17 protein-coding genes and 1 other annotated feature are annotated in these 19398 nt (G+C 39.3%); of the genes, 14 read left to right on the plus strand and 3 right to left on the minus strand.

Annotated elements, in window-relative coordinates; all coding sequences use genetic code 11:
* The first annotated feature begins 163 nt into the window (after positions 1 to 163).
* The 4 genes from ACY8D0_RS02835 (at position 164) to ACY8D0_RS02850 (ending at position 4267) form a co-directional block, all read left to right on the plus strand.
* On the plus strand, positions 164 to 1096 hold the full coding sequence (locus tag ACY8D0_RS02835) for a beta-ketoacyl-ACP synthase III (protein ID WP_462408977.1): 933 nt from the start codon (positions 164 to 166) through the stop codon (positions 1094 to 1096).
* A gap of 102 nt (positions 1097 to 1198) precedes the next feature.
* Positions 1199 to 2437 carry a beta-ketoacyl-ACP synthase II gene (fabF, locus tag ACY8D0_RS02840; protein ID WP_462408978.1) on the plus strand — a complete coding sequence of 413 codons (1239 nt, stop codon included), beginning with the start codon at positions 1199 to 1201 and terminating at the stop codon, positions 2435 to 2437.
* A 120-nt stretch (positions 2438 to 2557) separates the two neighbouring features.
* Positions 2558 to 3337, plus strand: a complete 780-nt coding sequence (locus ACY8D0_RS02845) for a DUF2268 domain-containing putative Zn-dependent protease (protein WP_462408979.1) — start codon at positions 2558 to 2560, stop codon at positions 3335 to 3337.
* Positions 3338 to 3520: 183 nt separating this feature from the next.
* Entirely contained in the window at positions 3521 to 4267 is a 747-nt protein-coding gene (locus ACY8D0_RS02850) for a YjbA family protein (protein ID WP_462408980.1), read from the plus strand.
* Between the two features lie 53 nt (positions 4268 to 4320).
* On the opposite strand, the gene trpS is transcribed toward ACY8D0_RS02850, so the two are convergent.
* Positions 4321 to 5313: a tryptophan--tRNA ligase gene (trpS, locus tag ACY8D0_RS02855; protein ID WP_462408981.1), complete on the minus strand. Its 993-nt coding sequence runs from the start codon at positions 5311 to 5313 to the stop codon at positions 4321 to 4323.
* Between the two features lie 47 nt (positions 5314 to 5360).
* Positions 5361 to 5620, minus strand: a binding site (T-box leader).
* A 55-nt stretch (positions 5621 to 5675) separates the two neighbouring features.
* Complete coding sequence (locus ACY8D0_RS02860) at positions 5676 to 6032, minus strand: DUF3899 domain-containing protein (RefSeq protein WP_462408982.1); 357 nt, start codon at positions 6030 to 6032, stop codon at positions 5676 to 5678.
* 211 nt (positions 6033 to 6243) lie between these two features.
* Between ACY8D0_RS02860 and ACY8D0_RS02865 the strand changes: the two genes are divergently transcribed.
* The 5 genes from ACY8D0_RS02865 to ACY8D0_RS02885 all read left to right on the plus strand — a co-directional run bounded on the left by ACY8D0_RS02865 (position 6244) and on the right by ACY8D0_RS02885 (position 12010).
* Complete coding sequence (locus ACY8D0_RS02865; RefSeq protein WP_462408983.1) at positions 6244 to 7938, plus strand: peptide ABC transporter substrate-binding protein; 1695 nt, start codon at positions 6244 to 6246, stop codon at positions 7936 to 7938.
* 113 nt (positions 7939 to 8051) lie between these two features.
* Positions 8052 to 8981, plus strand: a complete 930-nt coding sequence (gene opp3b, locus ACY8D0_RS02870) for an oligopeptide ABC transporter permease (RefSeq protein ID WP_462408984.1) — start codon at positions 8052 to 8054, stop codon at positions 8979 to 8981.
* The gene (opp3C, locus tag ACY8D0_RS02875) at positions 8982 to 10010 is read left to right on the plus strand and encodes an oligopeptide ABC transporter permease (protein ID WP_462408985.1); all 1029 of its coding nucleotides are present in this window, start codon (positions 8982 to 8984) and stop codon (positions 10008 to 10010) included.
* A 17-nt stretch (positions 10011 to 10027) separates the two neighbouring features.
* Positions 10028 to 11071 (plus strand): ABC transporter ATP-binding protein, encoded by a 1044-nt coding sequence (locus tag ACY8D0_RS02880; RefSeq protein WP_462409930.1) that lies wholly within the window; start codon positions 10028 to 10030, stop codon positions 11069 to 11071.
* Positions 11072 to 12010: an ABC transporter ATP-binding protein gene (locus tag ACY8D0_RS02885; protein ID WP_462408986.1), complete on the plus strand. Its 939-nt coding sequence runs from the start codon at positions 11072 to 11074 to the stop codon at positions 12008 to 12010.
* A 59-nt stretch (positions 12011 to 12069) separates the two neighbouring features.
* Here the strand turns inward: ACY8D0_RS02885 and ACY8D0_RS02890 are convergent, their stop codons facing one another.
* Positions 12070 to 12258 (minus strand): hypothetical protein, encoded by a 189-nt coding sequence (locus ACY8D0_RS02890; RefSeq protein WP_462408987.1) that lies wholly within the window; start codon positions 12256 to 12258, stop codon positions 12070 to 12072.
* 549 nt (positions 12259 to 12807) lie between these two features.
* Between ACY8D0_RS02890 and spxA the strand changes: the two genes are divergently transcribed.
* From spxA to pepF, 5 genes are all read left to right on the plus strand, one after another.
* Complete coding sequence (gene spxA / locus ACY8D0_RS02895) at positions 12808 to 13203, plus strand: transcriptional regulator SpxA (RefSeq protein ID WP_462408988.1); 396 nt, start codon at positions 12808 to 12810, stop codon at positions 13201 to 13203.
* 346 nt (positions 13204 to 13549) lie between these two features.
* Positions 13550 to 14221 (plus strand): adaptor protein MecA, encoded by a 672-nt coding sequence (gene mecA / locus ACY8D0_RS02900; protein WP_462408989.1) that lies wholly within the window; start codon positions 13550 to 13552, stop codon positions 14219 to 14221.
* An 85-nt stretch (positions 14222 to 14306) separates the two neighbouring features.
* Positions 14307 to 15818, plus strand: coding sequence for a cardiolipin synthase (cls, locus tag ACY8D0_RS02905; protein ID WP_462409931.1), 1512 nt, complete (start codon positions 14307 to 14309; stop codon positions 15816 to 15818).
* Between the two features lie 106 nt (positions 15819 to 15924).
* Entirely contained in the window at positions 15925 to 17139 is a 1215-nt protein-coding gene (locus tag ACY8D0_RS02910) for a competence protein CoiA (protein ID WP_462408990.1), read from the plus strand.
* 121 nt (positions 17140 to 17260) lie between these two features.
* On the plus strand, positions 17261 to 19078 hold the full coding sequence (gene pepF, locus ACY8D0_RS02915; RefSeq protein WP_462408991.1) for an oligoendopeptidase F: 1818 nt from the start codon (positions 17261 to 17263) through the stop codon (positions 19076 to 19078).
* Positions 19079 to 19398: the final 320 nt, after the last annotated feature.

Consider the following 19398-nt stretch of genomic DNA (forward strand, 5'->3'; position numbering starts at 1 on the left):
CATATGAATATTTTCTTAAAAGGAATGGATATTAGCGGATAGGTAATGGAATGAAACAGTTGCTAAAACAGGAATCAATTTGATAAAATTAGTACCAAGTCATAATAATTGATATTAATATTCGATGGTACCCGTCCGATAAAATATAAAAGGAGTTGGCATAATGAGAGCAGGTATTGTTGGCATTGGAAGATATTTACCCGAGAAAGTAGTTTCAAACTTTGATTTAGAAAAAATGATGGATACGTCAGATGAGTGGATTCGGACGAGAACAGGCATTGAAGAACGCCGGATTGCAGCGGATGATATGGATACATCGGACATGGCCTTCGCTGCTGCACAAAAGGCCATTCAAGATGCAGGAATTACGCCGGAAGAGATTGACCTGATATTAGTTGCGACTGTTACACCAGACACACCATTCCCTTCCGTTTCCTGTAAGATTCAAGAAAGGCTGGGTGCTTGGAACGCAGCTGCAATGGATATTAGTGCAGCTTGTGCCGGTTTTATGTATGGTGTTGTAACGGCAAAGCAATTCATTGAGTCCAAAACGTATAAATATGTTTTGGTTGTCGGAGTTGAAAAGCTCTCCAAAATTACCGACTGGTCTGACCGGAATACAGCTGTCCTTTTTGGTGATGGAGCCGGCGCGGCCATCATCGGATCTGTTTCGGAAGATCGCGGGATTCTCTCATTTGAACTTGGTGCAGACGGTACAGGAGGAAAACACCTGTATCAGGACGAATATATCATTATGAACGGCCGAGAAGTGTTTAAATTTGCTGTAAGGCAAATGGGAGAAAGCTGTATTCATGTTTTAGAAAAAGCTGGTTTAGGAAAAGAGGACGTTGACTTTCTGATTCCCCATCAGGCTAATATCAGGATTATGGAAGCATCGAGGCAAAGGCTGGATCTCCCGCCAGAAAAAATGTCAAAAACCGTCCATAAATATGGAAATACCTCCGCAGCCTCGATTCCTATTTCTATAGTGGAAGAGTTGGAAGCCGGCAAAATCAAAGATGATGACTTGATTGTCATGGTCGGGTTTGGTGGGGGCTTAACCTGGGGAGCAATTGCTATCCGCTGGGGTAAGTAACAAGCCGGCTTATGTCCGGTTGTTGCTTTTTTATTAAAAAGATTCATGATAAGACATAATTCAACAAGACAATTGTCAAAAGTAGATAAAGGAGATGTGGACATGGAAAAACGCAGGGTCGTGGTAACAGGTGTGGGGGCAGTCACGCCGCTGGGTAATGATGTTGAAACAACATGGAAAGGGATTTTGGAAGGTAAGTCCGGAGTAGGACCGCTGACAAGAGTAAATGCCGATGAATATCCGGCAAAGGTTGCTGCGGAAGTAAAGGACTTCAATCCGGAATTGTTTATGGATAGAAAGGACGCAAGGAAAATGGACCGGTTTACTCAATTTGCAGTCGCCAGTTCACTCATGGCTGTTAAGGATGCCGACCTGACCATTGATGAAGGAAATTCCCACCGTGTCGGAGTTTGGATCGGGTCGGGAATAGGTGGTATGGAAACGTTTGAACAACAATTTGAAATATTTCAAAAGCGCGGTTATAAGAGGGTAAGCCCGTTTTTTGTGCCGATGCTAATCCCTGATATGGCAACCGGACAAGTATCCATTGTGTTGGGGGCAAGGGGATTTAATTCTTGTACAGTAACAGCATGTGCAACCGGAACCAATTCAATCGGGGATGCATTTAAAGTTATTCAACGCGGCGATGCCGATGTAATGGTATCCGGTGGGGCCGAAGCCCCTATCACTAGAATGTCGGTTGCTGGCTTCTGCGCAAATACGGCTCTATCGACAAACCCAGACCCGAATACTGCCAGCCGGCCATTTGATAAGAACCGCGATGGATTTGTTATTGGTGAAGGCGCCGGGATTGTCGTATTGGAAGAATTAGAGCACGCATTGGCCCGGGGGGCTAAAATATACGCCGAAATCGTTGGATACGGAGCTACTGGTGATGCTTACCATATTACGGCACCGGCTCCTGGTGGTGAAGGCGGGGCAAGAGCGATGAAAATGGCCATCCAGGATGCGGGGCTTAATCCAAGCGACATTGATTATGTAAATGCCCATGGCACTAGCACCGAATATAATGATAAATTTGAAACACTTGCAGTGAAAGAGGTATTTGGGGACCACGCTTACAAGTTAGCAATAAGTTCAACAAAATCAATGACAGGACATCTTCTCGGGGCCGCTGGTGGTGTTGAGGCCATTTTTACCGCATTAGCCCTAAAAGACGGCATCTTGCCGCCAACAATGAATTACCAGACTCCAGATCCGGAATGTGACCTGGATTACGTAACCAATGCTGCCCGGCCAAAAGAAATTAAGGCTGCAATGAGCAACTCATTAGGCTTCGGTGGCCATAATGCCACGATTGTTTTAAAAAAGTATGAATAAAATTCCTTGGGACCAAGCTCTGGCTTGGTCCTTTTTCGTTTGAAAAGAAGTAGAACCTCATTTAAAAACTACACATAAAATGTGAATAGAGTAGATATGTTTTAAAATTGAGGTGCCAAAATGGGAATCGTGCGGACAGATCAATGGTTAAAGGAGAATTTTGAACATCCACTTAAGATTTGTGAAAATTTGAAACCATATTTCATCGGACAAAAAACCGGAGAAATCTATGAACAACTATTACACTTTGGCATGTACAGGCCTTCATGGAATACAAGAAACAATTTCAATAAAATGATGGATTATAAAGCATGGAATCGGGTAGAAGACTTGTTTAATAAATATAAACAGAAATGGGCGGGGCCGGATATCCCAGTTTTACTGTTTCCGTTAAACCAGAGAGGAGGCCTTTTTGCCAGAAAAGGGGATAAAGATAAAGGCGGTGTGTCGTTTCCGGATAAAATGTTTCTTTTCCTGTCGGAATATGATGACGGGAAGGAAATAGAAGCACTGCTAGTCCATGAATACCACCATGTATGCAGGCTTCATCGAAAAAATAAAAAACAAGAAAACTATACATTGCTTGACTCAATTATTATTGAAGGCCTTGCTGAGTACGCGGTATTAAAACACTGTGGTGAAAACTATCTTGCGGATTGGTGCCATATGTATTCAAAAGCAGAACTGGATGTGTATTGGGACCGCTATATAAAAAAGCAATTGGATAAAAGTAAAAATCAGCCAATTCATGATGAGCTATTGTTCGGCGGACGTGGCGTTCCCCCTTTACTTGGTTACGCAATTGGCTATCATCTTGTTCAAAAGTTTTATGAAAATGAAAGCTATTCCGTAAAACAAAGTTTTACGGCCCCATCATCGAAATATCTTGCATACAGATAATTGAATGAAAAATCATAGGTCTAGTTTGGTTCCGGCATTATAGACACTTCTATAATATGAAAATGTTAATAGGTAAAAAGTCCCTAAATCACAACGTTTGGAGCAAAATATATATAGAGGAATAATTTAACTTACGTCTGCCCATACTGATTGACAAACAGTACCAATGAAGTGAGGGATTATATGTTATATCTTCATGATGTTTGGGTAAATTGGTTTGAAGGGGAAGAGAATGGCTACAATGTATGCCACTTTCATGAATGGCGTAAGGATGACGGTGTGGAGTTACTTGACCAAGTTCCGCTGCTCAAAGTCGAACCGGATATATTTCAGTATATTGAAAATGACCTGTCGGAACTGCCTCCTCAGCTGTTGGATGATGTTTACCAAAAAGCTTACTTGCGAAAAAACCACGAGAGAATCCAACTTGAATATTGCTTTGTGGTAACCGATGGAGTCGGTATTTTAGCTGTGGATACCATCGGTTATACGATTCCAATACGAAAAAGCAGATTAATACCTAGGCAAGAACAATTGGTTTATGAAATGATTGGGACGCATGAGCCAAAGATCTATCCTTTCATGCCCCAGGGCAAAGAAAAAGAATTCCATATTCTTTCCCCGGAACCTGATTTAATGCTGGGATTGACAAGAAAAGAGAGACAGCTAAAACAACTGTTGTTTATGGCACTTGATCAATTGTTCTCTTCCAAAAATGAAGCCGAGATTCGTTACTGGTTTACTGAATGGTGCCCAGAGCGTTATTCCAGCATACAAGAATTGAACTTTGCCGATGCATGGGAACAGTTATATGAAGAAATTAAATTCGGGTGGACCAAACGACACGAAATGTTCTGTGAAAATATAATTAAAGGACAACCATTTTTTGAAAAGCTATGGGAAATGGAACATGGACCGAAAGTAAATTAAGCCTGCACCCTAACGTTATGTATCACATATCGTTAGGGTGACAGGCTTTTGTTTTATAACCGTCTCTTTCGTCCAAGGCCCATGGCATTCTCCATTTTCTTCAAAGTTCTGCCTGCAACCTGATTTGCCCGTTCAGCACCGCGGTCCAAGATATCGTCAAGTTCACTTGATTCAATCAGATTGTAATATTTCTCTTGTATGGGCTTAAATACATTAACGACGACTTCAGCCAGATCTCCTTTAAAGTCCCCATAACCCTTACCTTGGTACATTTCTTCTAATTCAGGAATAGATTTATTGCCCAAGATGGAGTAAATTGACAAAAGATTTGAAACACCAGGCTTATGTTCAGGATTATATTTTACAATTCCCTCTGAATCCGTTACAGCGCTTTTTATCTTTTTGATAATCTGATTTGGCTCATCCAACGGGGTGATAAAGGCCTTTTGATTAGGATCAGACTTGCTCATTTTTTTCGTTGGTTCCTGTAAGGACATAATCCTTGCGCCAATTTTAGGAAGGCGGATATCCGGAATGGTCAGGACATCCCTGTATTTTTTATTAAACCGTTCAGCTAAATCACGGGTTAATTCCATATGCTGCTTCTGGTCTTCGCCTACTGGAACAACATCCGTATTATACAGAAGAATATCAGCTGCCATTAATGGCGGATAGGTTAACAAACTGGCTGACACCGCCTCTTTACCGGCAGATTTATCTTTAAATTGAGTCATTCTTTCGAGTTCCCCTATGTAGGAAACACACTGCATAATCCATCCCGCCTGGGCGTGTGCCGGCACTTCGGATTGAATGAATAAGGTTGCCTTTTCAGGGTCAATTCCTACTGCAAGATATAATGCGGCCAGACTTCGAATGTTCTTTCGAAGTGTAGCAGGGTCCTGAGGGACGGTAATGGCATGCTGGTCGACAATACAAAAGAAACAATTATATTCATGTTGGAGTTCGACGAATTGCATCATGGCTCCAATGTAGTTCCCAAGTGTTATCGTTCCACTTGGCTGAATGCCTGAAAAAATCGTTTTCATTTATTTTTCCTCCTTATAAAAATAAAAAACCATCCATCCCGAAAACATATAGGGACGAATGGCTCGCGGTACCACCCTAATTACTCATGAAGAGTCACTTTGCTTCGGTGCCTATAAAAAATGTGAATTTTAGAGGCCCGAACTCCTTTTAACGCAAGGAAACGTCTTTTCCTACTAACTATGTTTCAGGTTTCAGAAAGAAGCTTCAAAGTCCATTCCGTAAAGTCTTTCGTGTTTGTTCCCACCAGCCACAAACTCTCTGTAAAACGAATGTTCAATACGTACTACTCTTTGTCATCGCTTTTGGATAATCCATTTTGCTAAAGACATTATATAGAATTACATATTTAGATGCAAGTTGGTCAATTATAATAAACAAGCAGGGCTGCCAGCATGAGTCCACCTGTCACGATGCCATATGCAAGGAGCGGTTTATATTGGATTGTCACCATGGAGGATAAAGAGGGAATTTCTTCAAACCTTCTTCTAGCATGTCCTCTTGAAAAAGCAAAATTAAAGGACTTGGCAATGACATCAAAAAATCCGCCTTGTATGGTGAAAATTAATAAAGACGAGAGTAAAAAGAAAAATGTAAAATAAAAAGATATATTGATATAGCTTAGAATGGTTATATCGTGGTAACGCAGGTATGAAAATGAAAATATTAATGCCTGAATAATTGTTAAAATGATGACATATTTCCTGAGTCTGCCTTTCACATGAGAGCCTCCAAAACATTGATATAACAAGAAAAATGAACAAAAAACAACTTTATAAAAATAAATTATAACACAATAAATGGTAAACTATACATTACAATTGTTGCTATTGTGTAAATTAATTTTAAAAAAGTAATGTACAAGAAGATGAAAATATGTATAATAGAGAATGTAGTAATTTTTCAGAATAATAGAAAAGGGAGGTCTATAAGTGAAGAAATCAAAACTTTCACTACTTCTAGTAATATCACTAGTTCTTAGCATGTTCCTTGCAGCATGTTCAGGCGGTGATAAAAATGAAGGTAAAGACACTAAAGGCTCAAAAGCCGGAGAAGAAAAGCTTGCTGCCAAGCAGGAACTGAATGTTCTTGAGTCAGCTGAAATTCCTACAATGGATACTGTCATGGGTCAAGACGTACTTACTTTTACGGTGGCCAATGCAGTAAATGAAGGTTTATATCGTTTGGATCCAGACCAAAAGGTTATTCCAGGTGTAGCTGACGATATGCCTAAATACAATGATGATAAAACTGTATTAACGATTAAATTGAAAAAAGACACAAAATGGTCAAATGGTGACCCTGTTACTGCAAAAGACTTTGTTTACGCATGGCAAAGAGCTATCGATCCGCGAGTAGCTGCTCCATATGGCGCATACTTCATGGAAGGTAAAATTAAAGGCGCTAGCGAAATTGTTGAAAAAGGCGATAAAGTAACAGATCAAGACTTACAAACTTTAGGTATCAAAGCGGTTGATGACTATACATTGGAAATTACGTTAGAAAGAGAGCTTCCATATATTGAATCTTATCTAACTTTCCCATTGTTCTATCCACAAAGCCAAAAGTATGTTGAAGCACAAGGCGCTGACTATGCAAAAGATTCCGAGCACGTGTTATATAACGGTCCATTCAAACTTGCCAATTGGGACGGCCCGACTGGATCAGAGTGGACACTGGAAAAAAATGCTGACTACTGGGATGCAAAAAATGTCACTTTAGATAAAGTGAACTTTAACGTATCGAAAGATCCACAAGCTTCTGCAAATGCATTTACTGCAGGTGAAGCAGACATTACACCAAAACTTGCACAAGCTGCCATTCTTTCTCAATTTGAAGGATCAGATGAATTGCTTCAATACCAAGAGCCATCCATCTGGTGGTTAAAAATGAATGAAAAGAATCCTGCTTTAGCAAATCAAAACATCCGTAAAGCTATTGCTTTAGCAGTTGACAAAAAGGCATTGGTTGATGATGTATTAGCTAACGGTTCAGTCGTTGCAGACTATCTTGTTCCAAAAGGCTTCTCTTTTGATGAAAATGGCAAAGACTTCCGTGCAACAACCGATACTTATTTGAGCACTGATAAGAAGAAAGCAAAAGAACTTTGGGAAAAAGGACTTTCTGAACTTGGTCAAAAAGAAGTAACATTCACTTATGTCGGTCAAGATACCGAAACTTCAAAAGTTAGTGATGCGTTTATTAAAGACCAATTAGAAACAACACTTCCTGGTTTGAAAATTAACATTGAAAGTGTTCCGTTCAAAATCCGTATCGCTCGTGAAGACGCTGAAGATTACGATTTGTTAATGGGCGGATGGGGACCAGACTATGCTGACCCTATGACTTACATGGATTTATGGGTAACTGGCGGCGGTCAGAACCATATGAGCTACAGCGATGCGAAATTTGACAAGTTAATCAAAGATGCTAACGAAAATCTACAAGGCCAAGAGCGCTGGAAAGCATTGCAAGATGCTGAAAAGATTTTGTTAGAAGATGATGCAGCGATTGCACCACTTTATCAACGTTCCGTTAACTTGTTAATTAATCCAAAAGTCAAAGGCTTTGCACACCATGCGTTTGGTCCAGACTATAGTTACCAATGGATTAAAATTACAGAATAGTAACTATTGCTAATCTAATAAAAAAGAGAGTATATTTAGATATACTCTCTTTTTACCTGTAAGAGAATTGTCGAAATATGACGAATTTTATACTAATTTAGGAGGTGCAGGTGATGGCAAAATATATCTTGCAACGGATTATTTATATGATTATCACTCTATTTATAGTTGCATCATTTACTTTTTTCCTCATGAAACTAATCCCTGGAAGTCCATTTAACAATTTTGAAAAGCTCTCAGAAGCACAACAAAATATCTTGCTTCAAAAATATGGTCTGAATGATCCCGTACCTGTTCAATATGTTACGTATATGAAGAATATGATTCAGGGGGATTTGGGAGTTTCCTTTCAGTTTGATAATACCCCGGTAACTGAACTTCTCGCTAACCGAGTAGGCCCTTCCGCAATTTTAGGTTTGGAAGCCATGATATTTGGTGGATTAGTTGGTATATTGCTTGGGGTTATTGCAGCACTGAAACAAAATACTTGGGTAGACTACACATCTACTTTTGTCGCTGTTGTTGGTAAATCCATACCTTCATTTATCTTTGCTGGGTTACTTCAGTATTATATTTCTGTTAAACTAGGCTGGCTTCCGGTTATGTTCTGGAAAGGGCCGGAGTATACGATTCTGCCTTCCATAGCGTTAGCTATGTTCCCGTTATCCATTTCAGCAAGATTTATGCGGACTGAAATGGTAGAAGTATTAGGATCTGATTATATTACATTAGCAAGAGCTAAAGGTGCCAGCTATTGGCAAATTAGTCTCAAGCATGCATTGCGAAATGCTTTAATTCCTGTTGTGACGGTTTTAGGTCCTTTGGCTGTAAGCTTAATGACAGGCTCACTTGTTATTGAGCAAATATTTGGGATTCCAGGAATTGGGGAGCAATTTGTTAAATCCATTAACATGAATGACTATCCGGTAATAATGGGTACAAATATTTTGTTTGCTGTGTTATTTGTGGCTGTCACATTGCTGGTTGATATTCTGTATGGAATAATCGACCCACGTATTCGACTTTCTGGGGGGGGAAACTAAATGACGAATAAAGATATTGTGATTACAAAAGACATGTTTGAACCTGCCCATGTTGATCCTTCTAAAAGTGAAAAAATTGCCAAAGCCAGCCTGAACTTTTGGCAGGACTCTTGGCTCCGTATTCGAAAAAATAAGGGTGCCGTTGTCTGTATGGTTATTCTCCTTCTATTAATCATCATGGCATTTGTAGGACCTTTATTATCACCTTATGAGTATGATACACAAAATACGAAACACAATAACTTGCCGCCAAGAATCCAAGGTTTGGAAAATGTCCATTGGCTGCCGTTTGATGGTACGTTAACCAGAAGAAATGGTACAGAGTATAATGCTTATGAAGTTCGGAAAGTTGACGCTTATTACTGGTTTGGCACTGACAACCTGGGCCGTGATTTATTTGCCCGTGTTTGGAAAGGTACCCAAATTTCATTATTCATAGCCTTTATGGCAGCTTTAGTTGATATGTTAATTGGTGTAACCTATGGTGCTGTTTCAGGTTATGTGGGCGGTAAGACGGATAGTATATTGCAGCGGATTATCGAGATTATTGTCGGTATTCCAAACCTAATTATTGTGGTATTAATGATTCTCGTATTGAAACCGGGAATCCTGCCAATTATTGTCGCTTTGACGATTACTGGTTGGACAAGTATGGCACGTGTCGTCCGGGCACAAGTACTAAAATTCAAAGCCCAAGAGTTTGTTTTGGCTTCCAAAACTTTAGGGGCATCAAATATTTCTATCATTTTCAAGCACATGATTCCAAATATGTTTGGTATCATTATTATCAACACAATGTTTTCTATCCCAAATGCTATTTTCTTTGAGGCATTTTTAAGTTTCATTGGATTAGGATTGCAAGAGCCGCATGCCTCTTTGGGGTCTTTGGTAGAGAGCGGTTATAAATCAATGATTGCTTTTCCTTATCAAATGATTATTCCTTCCATTATGATTGCTTTAATAATGGTGTGCTTTAATATGGTAGCAGATGGTTTGCGTGACGCACTTGATCCAAAAATGCGCGATTAGAAGAGAGGTGAATGGCAGTGGAGAAAATTCTAGAAGTAAAAGATTTAAATATTTCGTTCCATACTTTTTCAGGGGAAGTCAAAGCGATTCGGGGGATTAATTTTGACTTGTTTAAAGGTGAAACTTTAGCCATTGTTGGAGAATCCGGATCAGGTAAGTCGGTTACAACGAAAGCCATCATGCGTCTGCTTCCTGAACATAACTCAGAGATTAAAGGCGGAGAAATTCTCTTTGATGGTAAAGATTTGACGAAACTGAACGATAAACATATGCAAAAAATCCGCGGTCATGATATTTCGATGATTTTCCAAGACCCAATGACTTCCTTGAACCCGACAATGAAAATCGGGAATCAAATCATGGAGCCGTTAATCAAACATCAAAATATGAGCAAGCATGCCGCAAAGGAAAGGGCAGTCGAATTATTGAAACTCGTTGGGATTCCAAAGCCTGAGATTCGGGTCAATCAATACCCGCACCAGTTTTCCGGTGGGATGAGACAAAGGGTGGTAATCGCGATTGCCTTGGCATGCAATCCTAAAATCTTGATTGCAGATGAACCAACCACAGCATTGGACGTAACCATCCAGGCCCAAATACTAGAATTAATGAAAGACCTGCAAAAGAAAATTGATACATCCATCATTTTCATTACTCATGACCTTGGTGTTGTTGCCAATGTGGCCGACCGTGTTGCGGTTATGTATGGCGGGAAGATAGTAGAAATCGGAACGGCAGATGAAATTTTCTATAATCCACAGCATCCATACACTTGGGGACTCATTAGTTCAATGCCGGATATGGATACGGATGACGAGGAGTTATACTCTATACCCGGGACACCACCAGACTTATTAGATCCTCCGAAAGGTGATGCATTCGCACCACGAAACCCATACGCAATGAAAATTGATTTGGAGCAACAACCGCCTTTCTTTAAGGTTTCTGATACCCATTATGCAGCAACATGGCTGCTGCATCCGGATGCTCCAAAGGTAGAACCGCCGGAGGCTGTTAAGAGACGGCAGAATCAATACGTTGGAGTAAAGGGGGGGAAATAGATGGCAGAACAGAAAAAATTGCTGGAGATAAAAAACTTAAAACAATATTTTAATGTTGGCAAACCCAATGAAGTTCGGGCAGTTGATAACGTATCATTCGATATTTATAAGGGTGAAGTTATGGGGCTTGTAGGGGAATCAGGCTGCGGAAAGTCCACAACTGGCCGTACAATCATTCGATTGTATAATGCAACCGGCGGTGAAGTTTTGTATGATGGTGTCAATGTCCACGGGAAAAAATCCAAAAAAGAATTAAAAGACTTCAATCGTAAGATGCAAATGATTTTCCAAGATCCATATGCGTCATTAAACCCACGATTAAAGATTGCCGATGTCATTGCTGAAGGAATAGACATCCATGGTTTGGCAAAAACGAACCAAGAACGGATGGAAAGAGTTTATGAGCTTCTCGAAACTGTCGGGTTAAATAAAGAACATGCTAATCGTTATCCGCATGAATTTTCTGGCGGCCAGCGGCAGCGGATTGGAATTGCGCGGGCCTTGGCTGTACAGCCTGAATTTATCATCGCGGATGAGCCGATTTCGGCATTAGATGTTTCTATCCAGGCCCAAGTTGTTAACTTGATGAAGCAACTGCAAAAGGAAAAGGAGTTAACCTACTTGTTCATTGCCCACGATCTCTCAATGGTAAAATACATTAGTGACAGGATTGGCGTAATGTATTTTGGCAGAATGGTGGAGCTTGCACCTGCGGATGAGTTATATAAAAACCCTTTTCATCCATATACTCAATCCTTATTATCCGCAATTCCATCACCGGATCCGATAAGTGAGAGAACACGGAAACGTAAAAGTTATGACCCTGCAAGTCATCAATATGAAGACAACGAGTCTATTGAGTTTAGAGAAGTGACTCCTGGGCATTTTGTACTTTGTTCTGAAAAAGAGTTCAAACTTTATCAAGCACAAGCCAAGTAATAAAATTAAAAAACGATCTCTTGTTGAGATCGTTTTTTAATTGCTTTAATGAATGGATATCAATTAATTTTTTTACCGCCAACCATTTTCCAACCTGTTTGGAATTTTGCTGATTGGTCTACAAATTCACTACGACGATTCCTGGAGAATAAGGTTTTTCCAATGCCATTTGTCAGTACCCCCATGATGGCGGTAATTCCTATAATTAACACTGCAACAACGAGTAAATCGGCTATGTAGCTTGCCATGAACATCCCTCACTTTTTCAATAATCACTTTCGTACTAATAGACATTCCCCTACCTCTTATTTTAAAAGAACTTTCACCTGATGGAAAGAGGAAAACAAAAAATACAGGACTATCCAATTGTATGCGTTTTCATTAACGATGATTAATTGATAATTCAAATATACCATTTATTATACTCATAATACTGGGCATAAACAATGATTATGAAAAAATCAGCAATTAGGACAATGACCCACAGAAAAACGCTAATAAATAACGAATAATCTTTCAATAAAACTATACTCTTTTAAAGATACAAGGTAAATAATCGAAAATTCGTGAAACTTTTATAAGAAATATTCGTCTAATTAATGACTACAATGCTATTACCGTGATATTTTGTGAACTGATAAATTTTTTAAAAAGCATATCTTTTTTTGAAACAGTGGTGTATAATCTATGATATAAATTCCTTATTTATAATAATTTTAATTTATTTAGAACAAGTTTATTATTTCATAACCTAATATATCGTAAGCATCGTAAAATTTAGAGGAGTGTGAAGATGGATGGTAACACTATACACCTCACCAAGTTGCACATCATGTCGGAAAGCAAAATCATGGTTGGAAGAGCATGAAATCCCATATAAAGAAAGAAATATCTTTTCTGAACCTTTATCAATGGAAGAGATAAAAGAAATCTTGCGCATGACAGAGGATGGAACAGACGAAATTATCTCCACCAGATCTAAGACATTTCAAAAATTAGACGTTAATTTGGATACAATGCCACTTCAGGATTTATTTAAATTAATAAAAGAAAATCCTGGACTGCTTCGCCGTCCGATCATCATTGATGAAAAACGATTGCAGGTTGGATATAACGAAGACGAAATCCGTCGCTTCTTGCCTAGGAAAGTAAGAACTTATCAACTCCTTGAAGCACAGCGTATGGTAAATTAATAAAGCTTTGGACTTCCATTTGGGAGTCCTTTTTATGTAGCTTTTATTTGTGATTTTTCTTTGGGTTTGATATAATGAAAGGAATATATAGCGGGGGTGCCCCCCCTGGAATGTGATAAATAACTGCATTTCTTTTCGTGGTTTAGGATAAATGATTGTTTTTGTTATTTTGAACTTTTTTATTTCCCTATTTACTTCTTTTGTCATAAAATAAAGTACAAGAGTATTTATTCATAAAAAAGGTGTTATTGGGAATAAACTTTTTTATAAGAGTAAATGCTATAGGCGTTATCTGCTTGGGGGTATTTAGTCCCTTCAATATGGACAATGGAAGGGAGAGGTGAAGATGGAAATCGAACGTATCAATGAAAATACTGTTAAGTTTTATATTTCCTATGTTGATATAGAAGAAAGAGGCTTTGACCGCGAGGAAATTTGGTACAATCGCGAAAGAAGTGAAGAACTTTTTTGGGAAATGATGGATGAGGTCCATGAAGAGGAAGAGTTTGCTGTGGAAGGTCCATTATGGATTCAGGTTCAAGCCCTTGATAAAGGACTCGAGATTCTTGTGACCAAAGCACAAATATCAAAGGACGGCCAGAAATTTGAACTTCCTGTCCCTAATGAAAAACTAAAAGACCTGCCTATGGATGAAAAAATTGAGGAGCTTTTGGATCAGCATTTTCATCCGAATTACTCTGACGATGACGAAATAATGCTTGAAGAAGATACTTTAGAATTCATCCTAGCATTTAAAGATTTTGAAGATGTTATCATGCTATCGAAACGGTCAGGTTTAGATGATTTATTAACAAAATTATATTTCTTTGAAGGTAAATATTATTTATATACAGAATTCCCTGAAGATTTGTTTGGTGAAGATGAGATAGATGATATTTTGAGTATTCTGCTTGAATACGGGTACGAAACACAGTTGACCATACATCGAATTCAAGAATACGGCAAAGAAATAATCGCTGAAAATGTTTTTGCAGAATTACGAAAACATTTTAATTGACTAACGTACCGATTTCTGTTGAAATCGGTTTTTTACTTTCGGTTATATTCTTTTCATGTGAATCCTTGTTGGTAGGTGATGGACACTGAAAAACACTGTAAGGGTTTTACTTTACTTAATGGTGTTAACAATCCTCTTATTTTTGTTTAAAGACCGGCTGGAAAGTGGTGTGCTTGGTTTTTTGAGTGTGCTCATTTCGCTTTCCGTTATTTTTATTGGCTTTGTCATCTTTTTGGAAAACCGTCATCCCACTCAAACCATTACCTGGCTTGTGGTGCTTGGAAGTTTTCCGCTGGTTGGCTTTATTTTCTATCTCCTATTCGGAAGAAGCTATCGCAAAGAGAGAATGTTCCGCAAAAAGTACTTTCTTGATAAGCAGGCATTTTTAACGGTTGAGGGAGATGATGACCCAAGAAGTGAAGAAAAGCAGCAGTTAATGGGGGAACACCAGGGGAAATTATTTATCTTGGCCCAAAAACTGGGGAATAGCCCAATTTCTTTTGATACGGAAACAAAGATTTTAACCAATGGGGATGAAACCTTTAGCCATATCATGACGGAGTTGAAAAGAGCAAGACACCACATTCACATGGAATATTACATTGTCCGCCATGACCAAATCGGTCAGGAAATAAAAAATGTGTTAATGGAAAAAGCGCGCCAAGGTGTTAAAGTTCGGTTTATGTATGATGCTGTGGGGTCTTGGCAGCTTTCCAAAGCATATATTAGTGAATTAAAAAATGCGGGAGTAGAAACAGTATTATTTGGTCCAGTAAGACTTCCTTTTTTAAATAACAAATTTAATTTCCGTAATCATCGTAAAATTATCGTGATTGATGGGAACATTGGCTTTGTTGGCGGACTCAATATTGGCGACGAGTATCTTGGCAGAAATCCGGAATTTGGATTTTGGAGGGATACGCACTTAATGTTGAAAGGGGAAGCTGTTCGTACCTTGCAGCTTATCTTTCTTCAAGATTGGTATTATATGACCAATCACAGCTTTTTAACGGCAGAATATCTATCCCCTCAAATAAGGCAGGAAACCCATGGTGGTGTTCAGCTAATTGCTGGAGGGCCAGATAATGAATGGAGCGTCATAAAAAATATCTTCTTCTCAATGATCAGTTCAGCGAAGAAGTCCGTTTGGATTGCTTCACCTTACTTTATTCCGGATGAAGATATTTTTTCAGCGATAAAAATTGCCGCGTTAAGCGGTGTTGATGTAAGATTGCTAGTGCCAAACCGCCCTGATAAACGGATTGTTTTCCACGCTTCCAGATCTTATTTTCCTGAACTTTTGGAAGCAGGTGTAAAGGTGTACCAATATGAACGAGGATTTATGCACAGTAAAATTGTTATTGTTGACGGTGAACTTGCTTCGATTGGGACATCAAATATGGACATGAGAAGCTTCCACTTAAATTTCGAAGTCAATGCATTTTTATTTCGGACGAAAAGCACCGAAAAACTGGTCGCTGAATATGTAAATGACCTTGAATATTCAATTCAGCTTGATCTCAAAACTTTTCAAGAGCGTCATTTTGGCTATAGGTTACTTGAATCTACCGCAAGGTTGTTATCACCGCTGCTTTAAAACACAGTTTAGTAAAACTCGTCATCCATGACGGGTTTTTATTTTTTTAGAAAGGATTTTGTCTTTGGGTAGAGAATTTTATAGTTGGAAAGGGAGGAGATAATCATTGTTAACAGCAAAAACAAAGTCTGGAAAATCGCTTAGTCTTGGCTTGGAGTACAAAAAGGAAAAGCTTTTGGAGCTTCGGGACAAGGAGGAGTTCCTTTGCCCGATATGCGGGGAAGAAGTAACACTAAAACTAGGAGAACAGCGAATCTTTCATTTTGCCCATAAAAAAGGAACGGCCTGTTCTTTGACGCTTGAAGGGGAAACTGTCCGCCATATGGAAGGAAAACGTCAATTGTATCAATGGCTTTTCAGGCAAAGGATTCCCTGCATGTTAGAATATTATGACCGGGAAATTCAACAGCGCCCCGATATTATGTTTCAATATAATGGCAGAAAGTATGCCTTGGAATACCAGTGTTCCACTATTGCGGAAAAAGATTTCATCAAACGGACAACCAGTTATTTGGATCATGATTACGTGCCGCTTTGGATTTTATCGAGTGACCGCTTAAAACAAGACAACGGCCATTTCATAACACTATCCAGCTTTAACTTTTTATTTTTAAGAAGTTCATCCTCTGGAAACCTCTATATTCCCGCCTATTGCCCAGAAAACCAGCTGTTTCATTTTGTATCCTCGATCACACCTTATTCCATAAAAAATGCATTTGCCAGCCATTCTTTTTATACATTGGAAAAATTGCAGCTGAATGGTTTGTTGGAACCTAGACCAATAATCTATTGTCATCCCGGAATTTCCCAATGGCTTAAAACTCTTGAACGGACCAAATTGACCTGGTCGGTTCATGCGGATGCTTGCAGCAGCCCTTTTCTCTCGGAGTTGTACCGGCAAGGTCTTAATCTTTTCTTGTTGCCTCCCGAAATTGGACTTCCTGTGCCACATGCCCTCCTTATACAAACCCCTCCGCTCATCTGGCAAACATATTTCTTTCTGGACGTTTTAAAAAATAAGCAGCCTGGAGAAAGAGTTACCCCTCACGAGATCAATGCACATCTGAATCAGCGGATTAACCGAAGAGAAGTGATCCTTAGGCATCTCCCTCAACTCGACCAGCCAGAAAATCCCCCCATTAAACCACTGCTAGAATACCTCCATATATTAGTAGATATGGAAATACTTGTTCTTAATAAACTTTCAAATGACTTTTATTTGAGACAGCCGCTGCTTATCCCGTCGACCAACCGCCAAAGTGAAGCAAGAAAACTTGCTTTTACTGAGAAATGTGACCGCATCATGAAAAACAATCAATGAAACCGTAAGTTGGGGCATAATATATGGGGGATGGTAAGCATAATAGAGGAAAATGGATGCATATAAAGAATAATATGATAATGTAATGAAATTTGTTTGTAATTCGAATGGAGGATGACAAATGGCGAATGAAGCTGCCGTAAAAACACTTCCTGCACGGAGTGAAATCCAAGTTGAAGAAACATGGAAATTAGAAGACATTTTCGCGAGCGATCAGGAGTGGGAAAAAGAATTCCAAGAGGTTACCAAGTTAATTCCTGAAATTAAAAAATATGAGGGGAAGTTGGTTGAAAGTGCAGAGATGCTTTTTAGTGCCCTGCAATTCCAGGATCAGCTGCTTGAGAGACTGGGTAAGCTTTATACATATGCCCATATGAGATATGACCAGGATACAACTAACTCCTTCTATCAAGGGCTGGACAGCCGAATCCAAAACCTTTATACCCAGGCAGCAAGCCAGCTCGCGTTTATCGTACCGGAAATCTTGTCGATTGAAGAAAGTAAAGTAACCGGATTTTTAAACAGAAAGCCCGAATTAAAGCTTTATGAACACGCCCTTGAAGAGATTAATCTACAAAAACCCCATGTGCTGTCCGCGGAGCAGGAAGCCCTTTTAGCTGAAGCCGGGGAAGTAATGGATGCTTCAAGCAATACGTTTGGGATGCTGAACAATGCGGATATCGAATTCCCATCAATTCAAGATGAAAAAGGGGAGCAGGTGGAAATCACCCATGGCCGCTATATTCGGTTCTTGGAGAGCAAGGACCAGCGGGTGAGATGTGATGCCTTTAAAGCTGTTTACAAAACGTATGGGAATTTTAAAAATACATTTGCCAGCACCTTAAGCGGGAATGTCAAAAAGGATAATTTCTTTGCCAGGGTTCGGAAATACAATTCCGCCAGACATGCGGCACTTTCAGCCAATAACATACCGGAAACTGTTTATGATAACCTTGTAAAGACAGTGAATGACAATCTGCCCTTACTGCATCGGTATATAAAACTCCGGAAAAAGGTTTTGGGGCTTGATGAGCTTCATATGTACGATTTATATACACCGCTCGTAAAAGATGTCGAGATGGAAATTAAATATGAAGAAGCAAAGGATTTGGTTCTAAAGGGACTTGCCCCAATGGGAGAAGAGTACTTGAACATCTTAAAAGAAGGGTTCGAGAATCGTTGGGTGGATGTCCATGAAAATAAAGGGAAACGCAGCGGGGCCTATTCTTCGGGGGCCTATGGTACCCATCCGTATATCTTGTTGAACTGGCAGGATAATGTGAACAATTTATTTACCCTGGCTCATGAGTTCGGACACTCGGTTCACAGCTACTATACCCGCAAAAACCAGCCGTACCCATACGGAAATTATTCCATCTTCGTTGCAGAGGTTGCGTCCACATGCAATGAGGCATTGTTAAATGATTATTTACTCAAAACTATTGGCGATGAGCAAAAGCGCATTTATTTGTTAAATCATTATTTGGAAGGCTTTAGGGGAACCGTGTTCCGCCAGACGATGTTTGCTGAATTTGAGCACCTGATCCATCAGAAGGCCCAAAATAATGAAGCGTTAACGGCCGACTCGTTAACAAGTATGTATTATGAATTAAACAAAAAATATTTTGGTGAAGAAGACATCGTGATTGATGAGGAAATTGGATTGGAATGGGCGAGAATTCCGCATTTCTATTACAACTACTATGTATATCAATACGCTACAGGTTTCAGTGCCGCTACGGCCTTAAGTAAGCAAATCCTCGAAGAAGGGGAGCCTGCCGTGAAGCGGTATATTGAATATTTAAGTGCCGGAAGCTCTGATTATCCAATTGAGGTACTGAAAAAAGCCGGCGTTGACATGACAAGTGCCGAACCGATTGAAAATGCTTGTAAAGTATTCGAGGAAAAACTGGGAGAATTGGAACAGTTATTATCATAAAAACAAAAGGGATGGTACCGAAACGGTGCTATCCCTTTTTAGAAACCTTTAAATTTCCTGCGATCATTGAACGTAAAAATGAGGATAAAAATCGCTATAAATAACAGAGGAAAACTGACTAACCAAGGAAAAACCTTTAGTAATGCCAGTATCTGCAGAAAAAAAGCAGCAATGAAAAACAGTAGCATAATCAATAATTGCAATCGTCCCATCATAACCAACCTTTCTGAAAATGATCCTGTTTATAAAGTCTATTGTCCATCTTGTGAAACTATGATAATTTGACAAATATGTGAAAAAAGGCACATACTTATTGTCAC

It is taken from the genome of Neobacillus camarae (assembly GCF_054950115.1).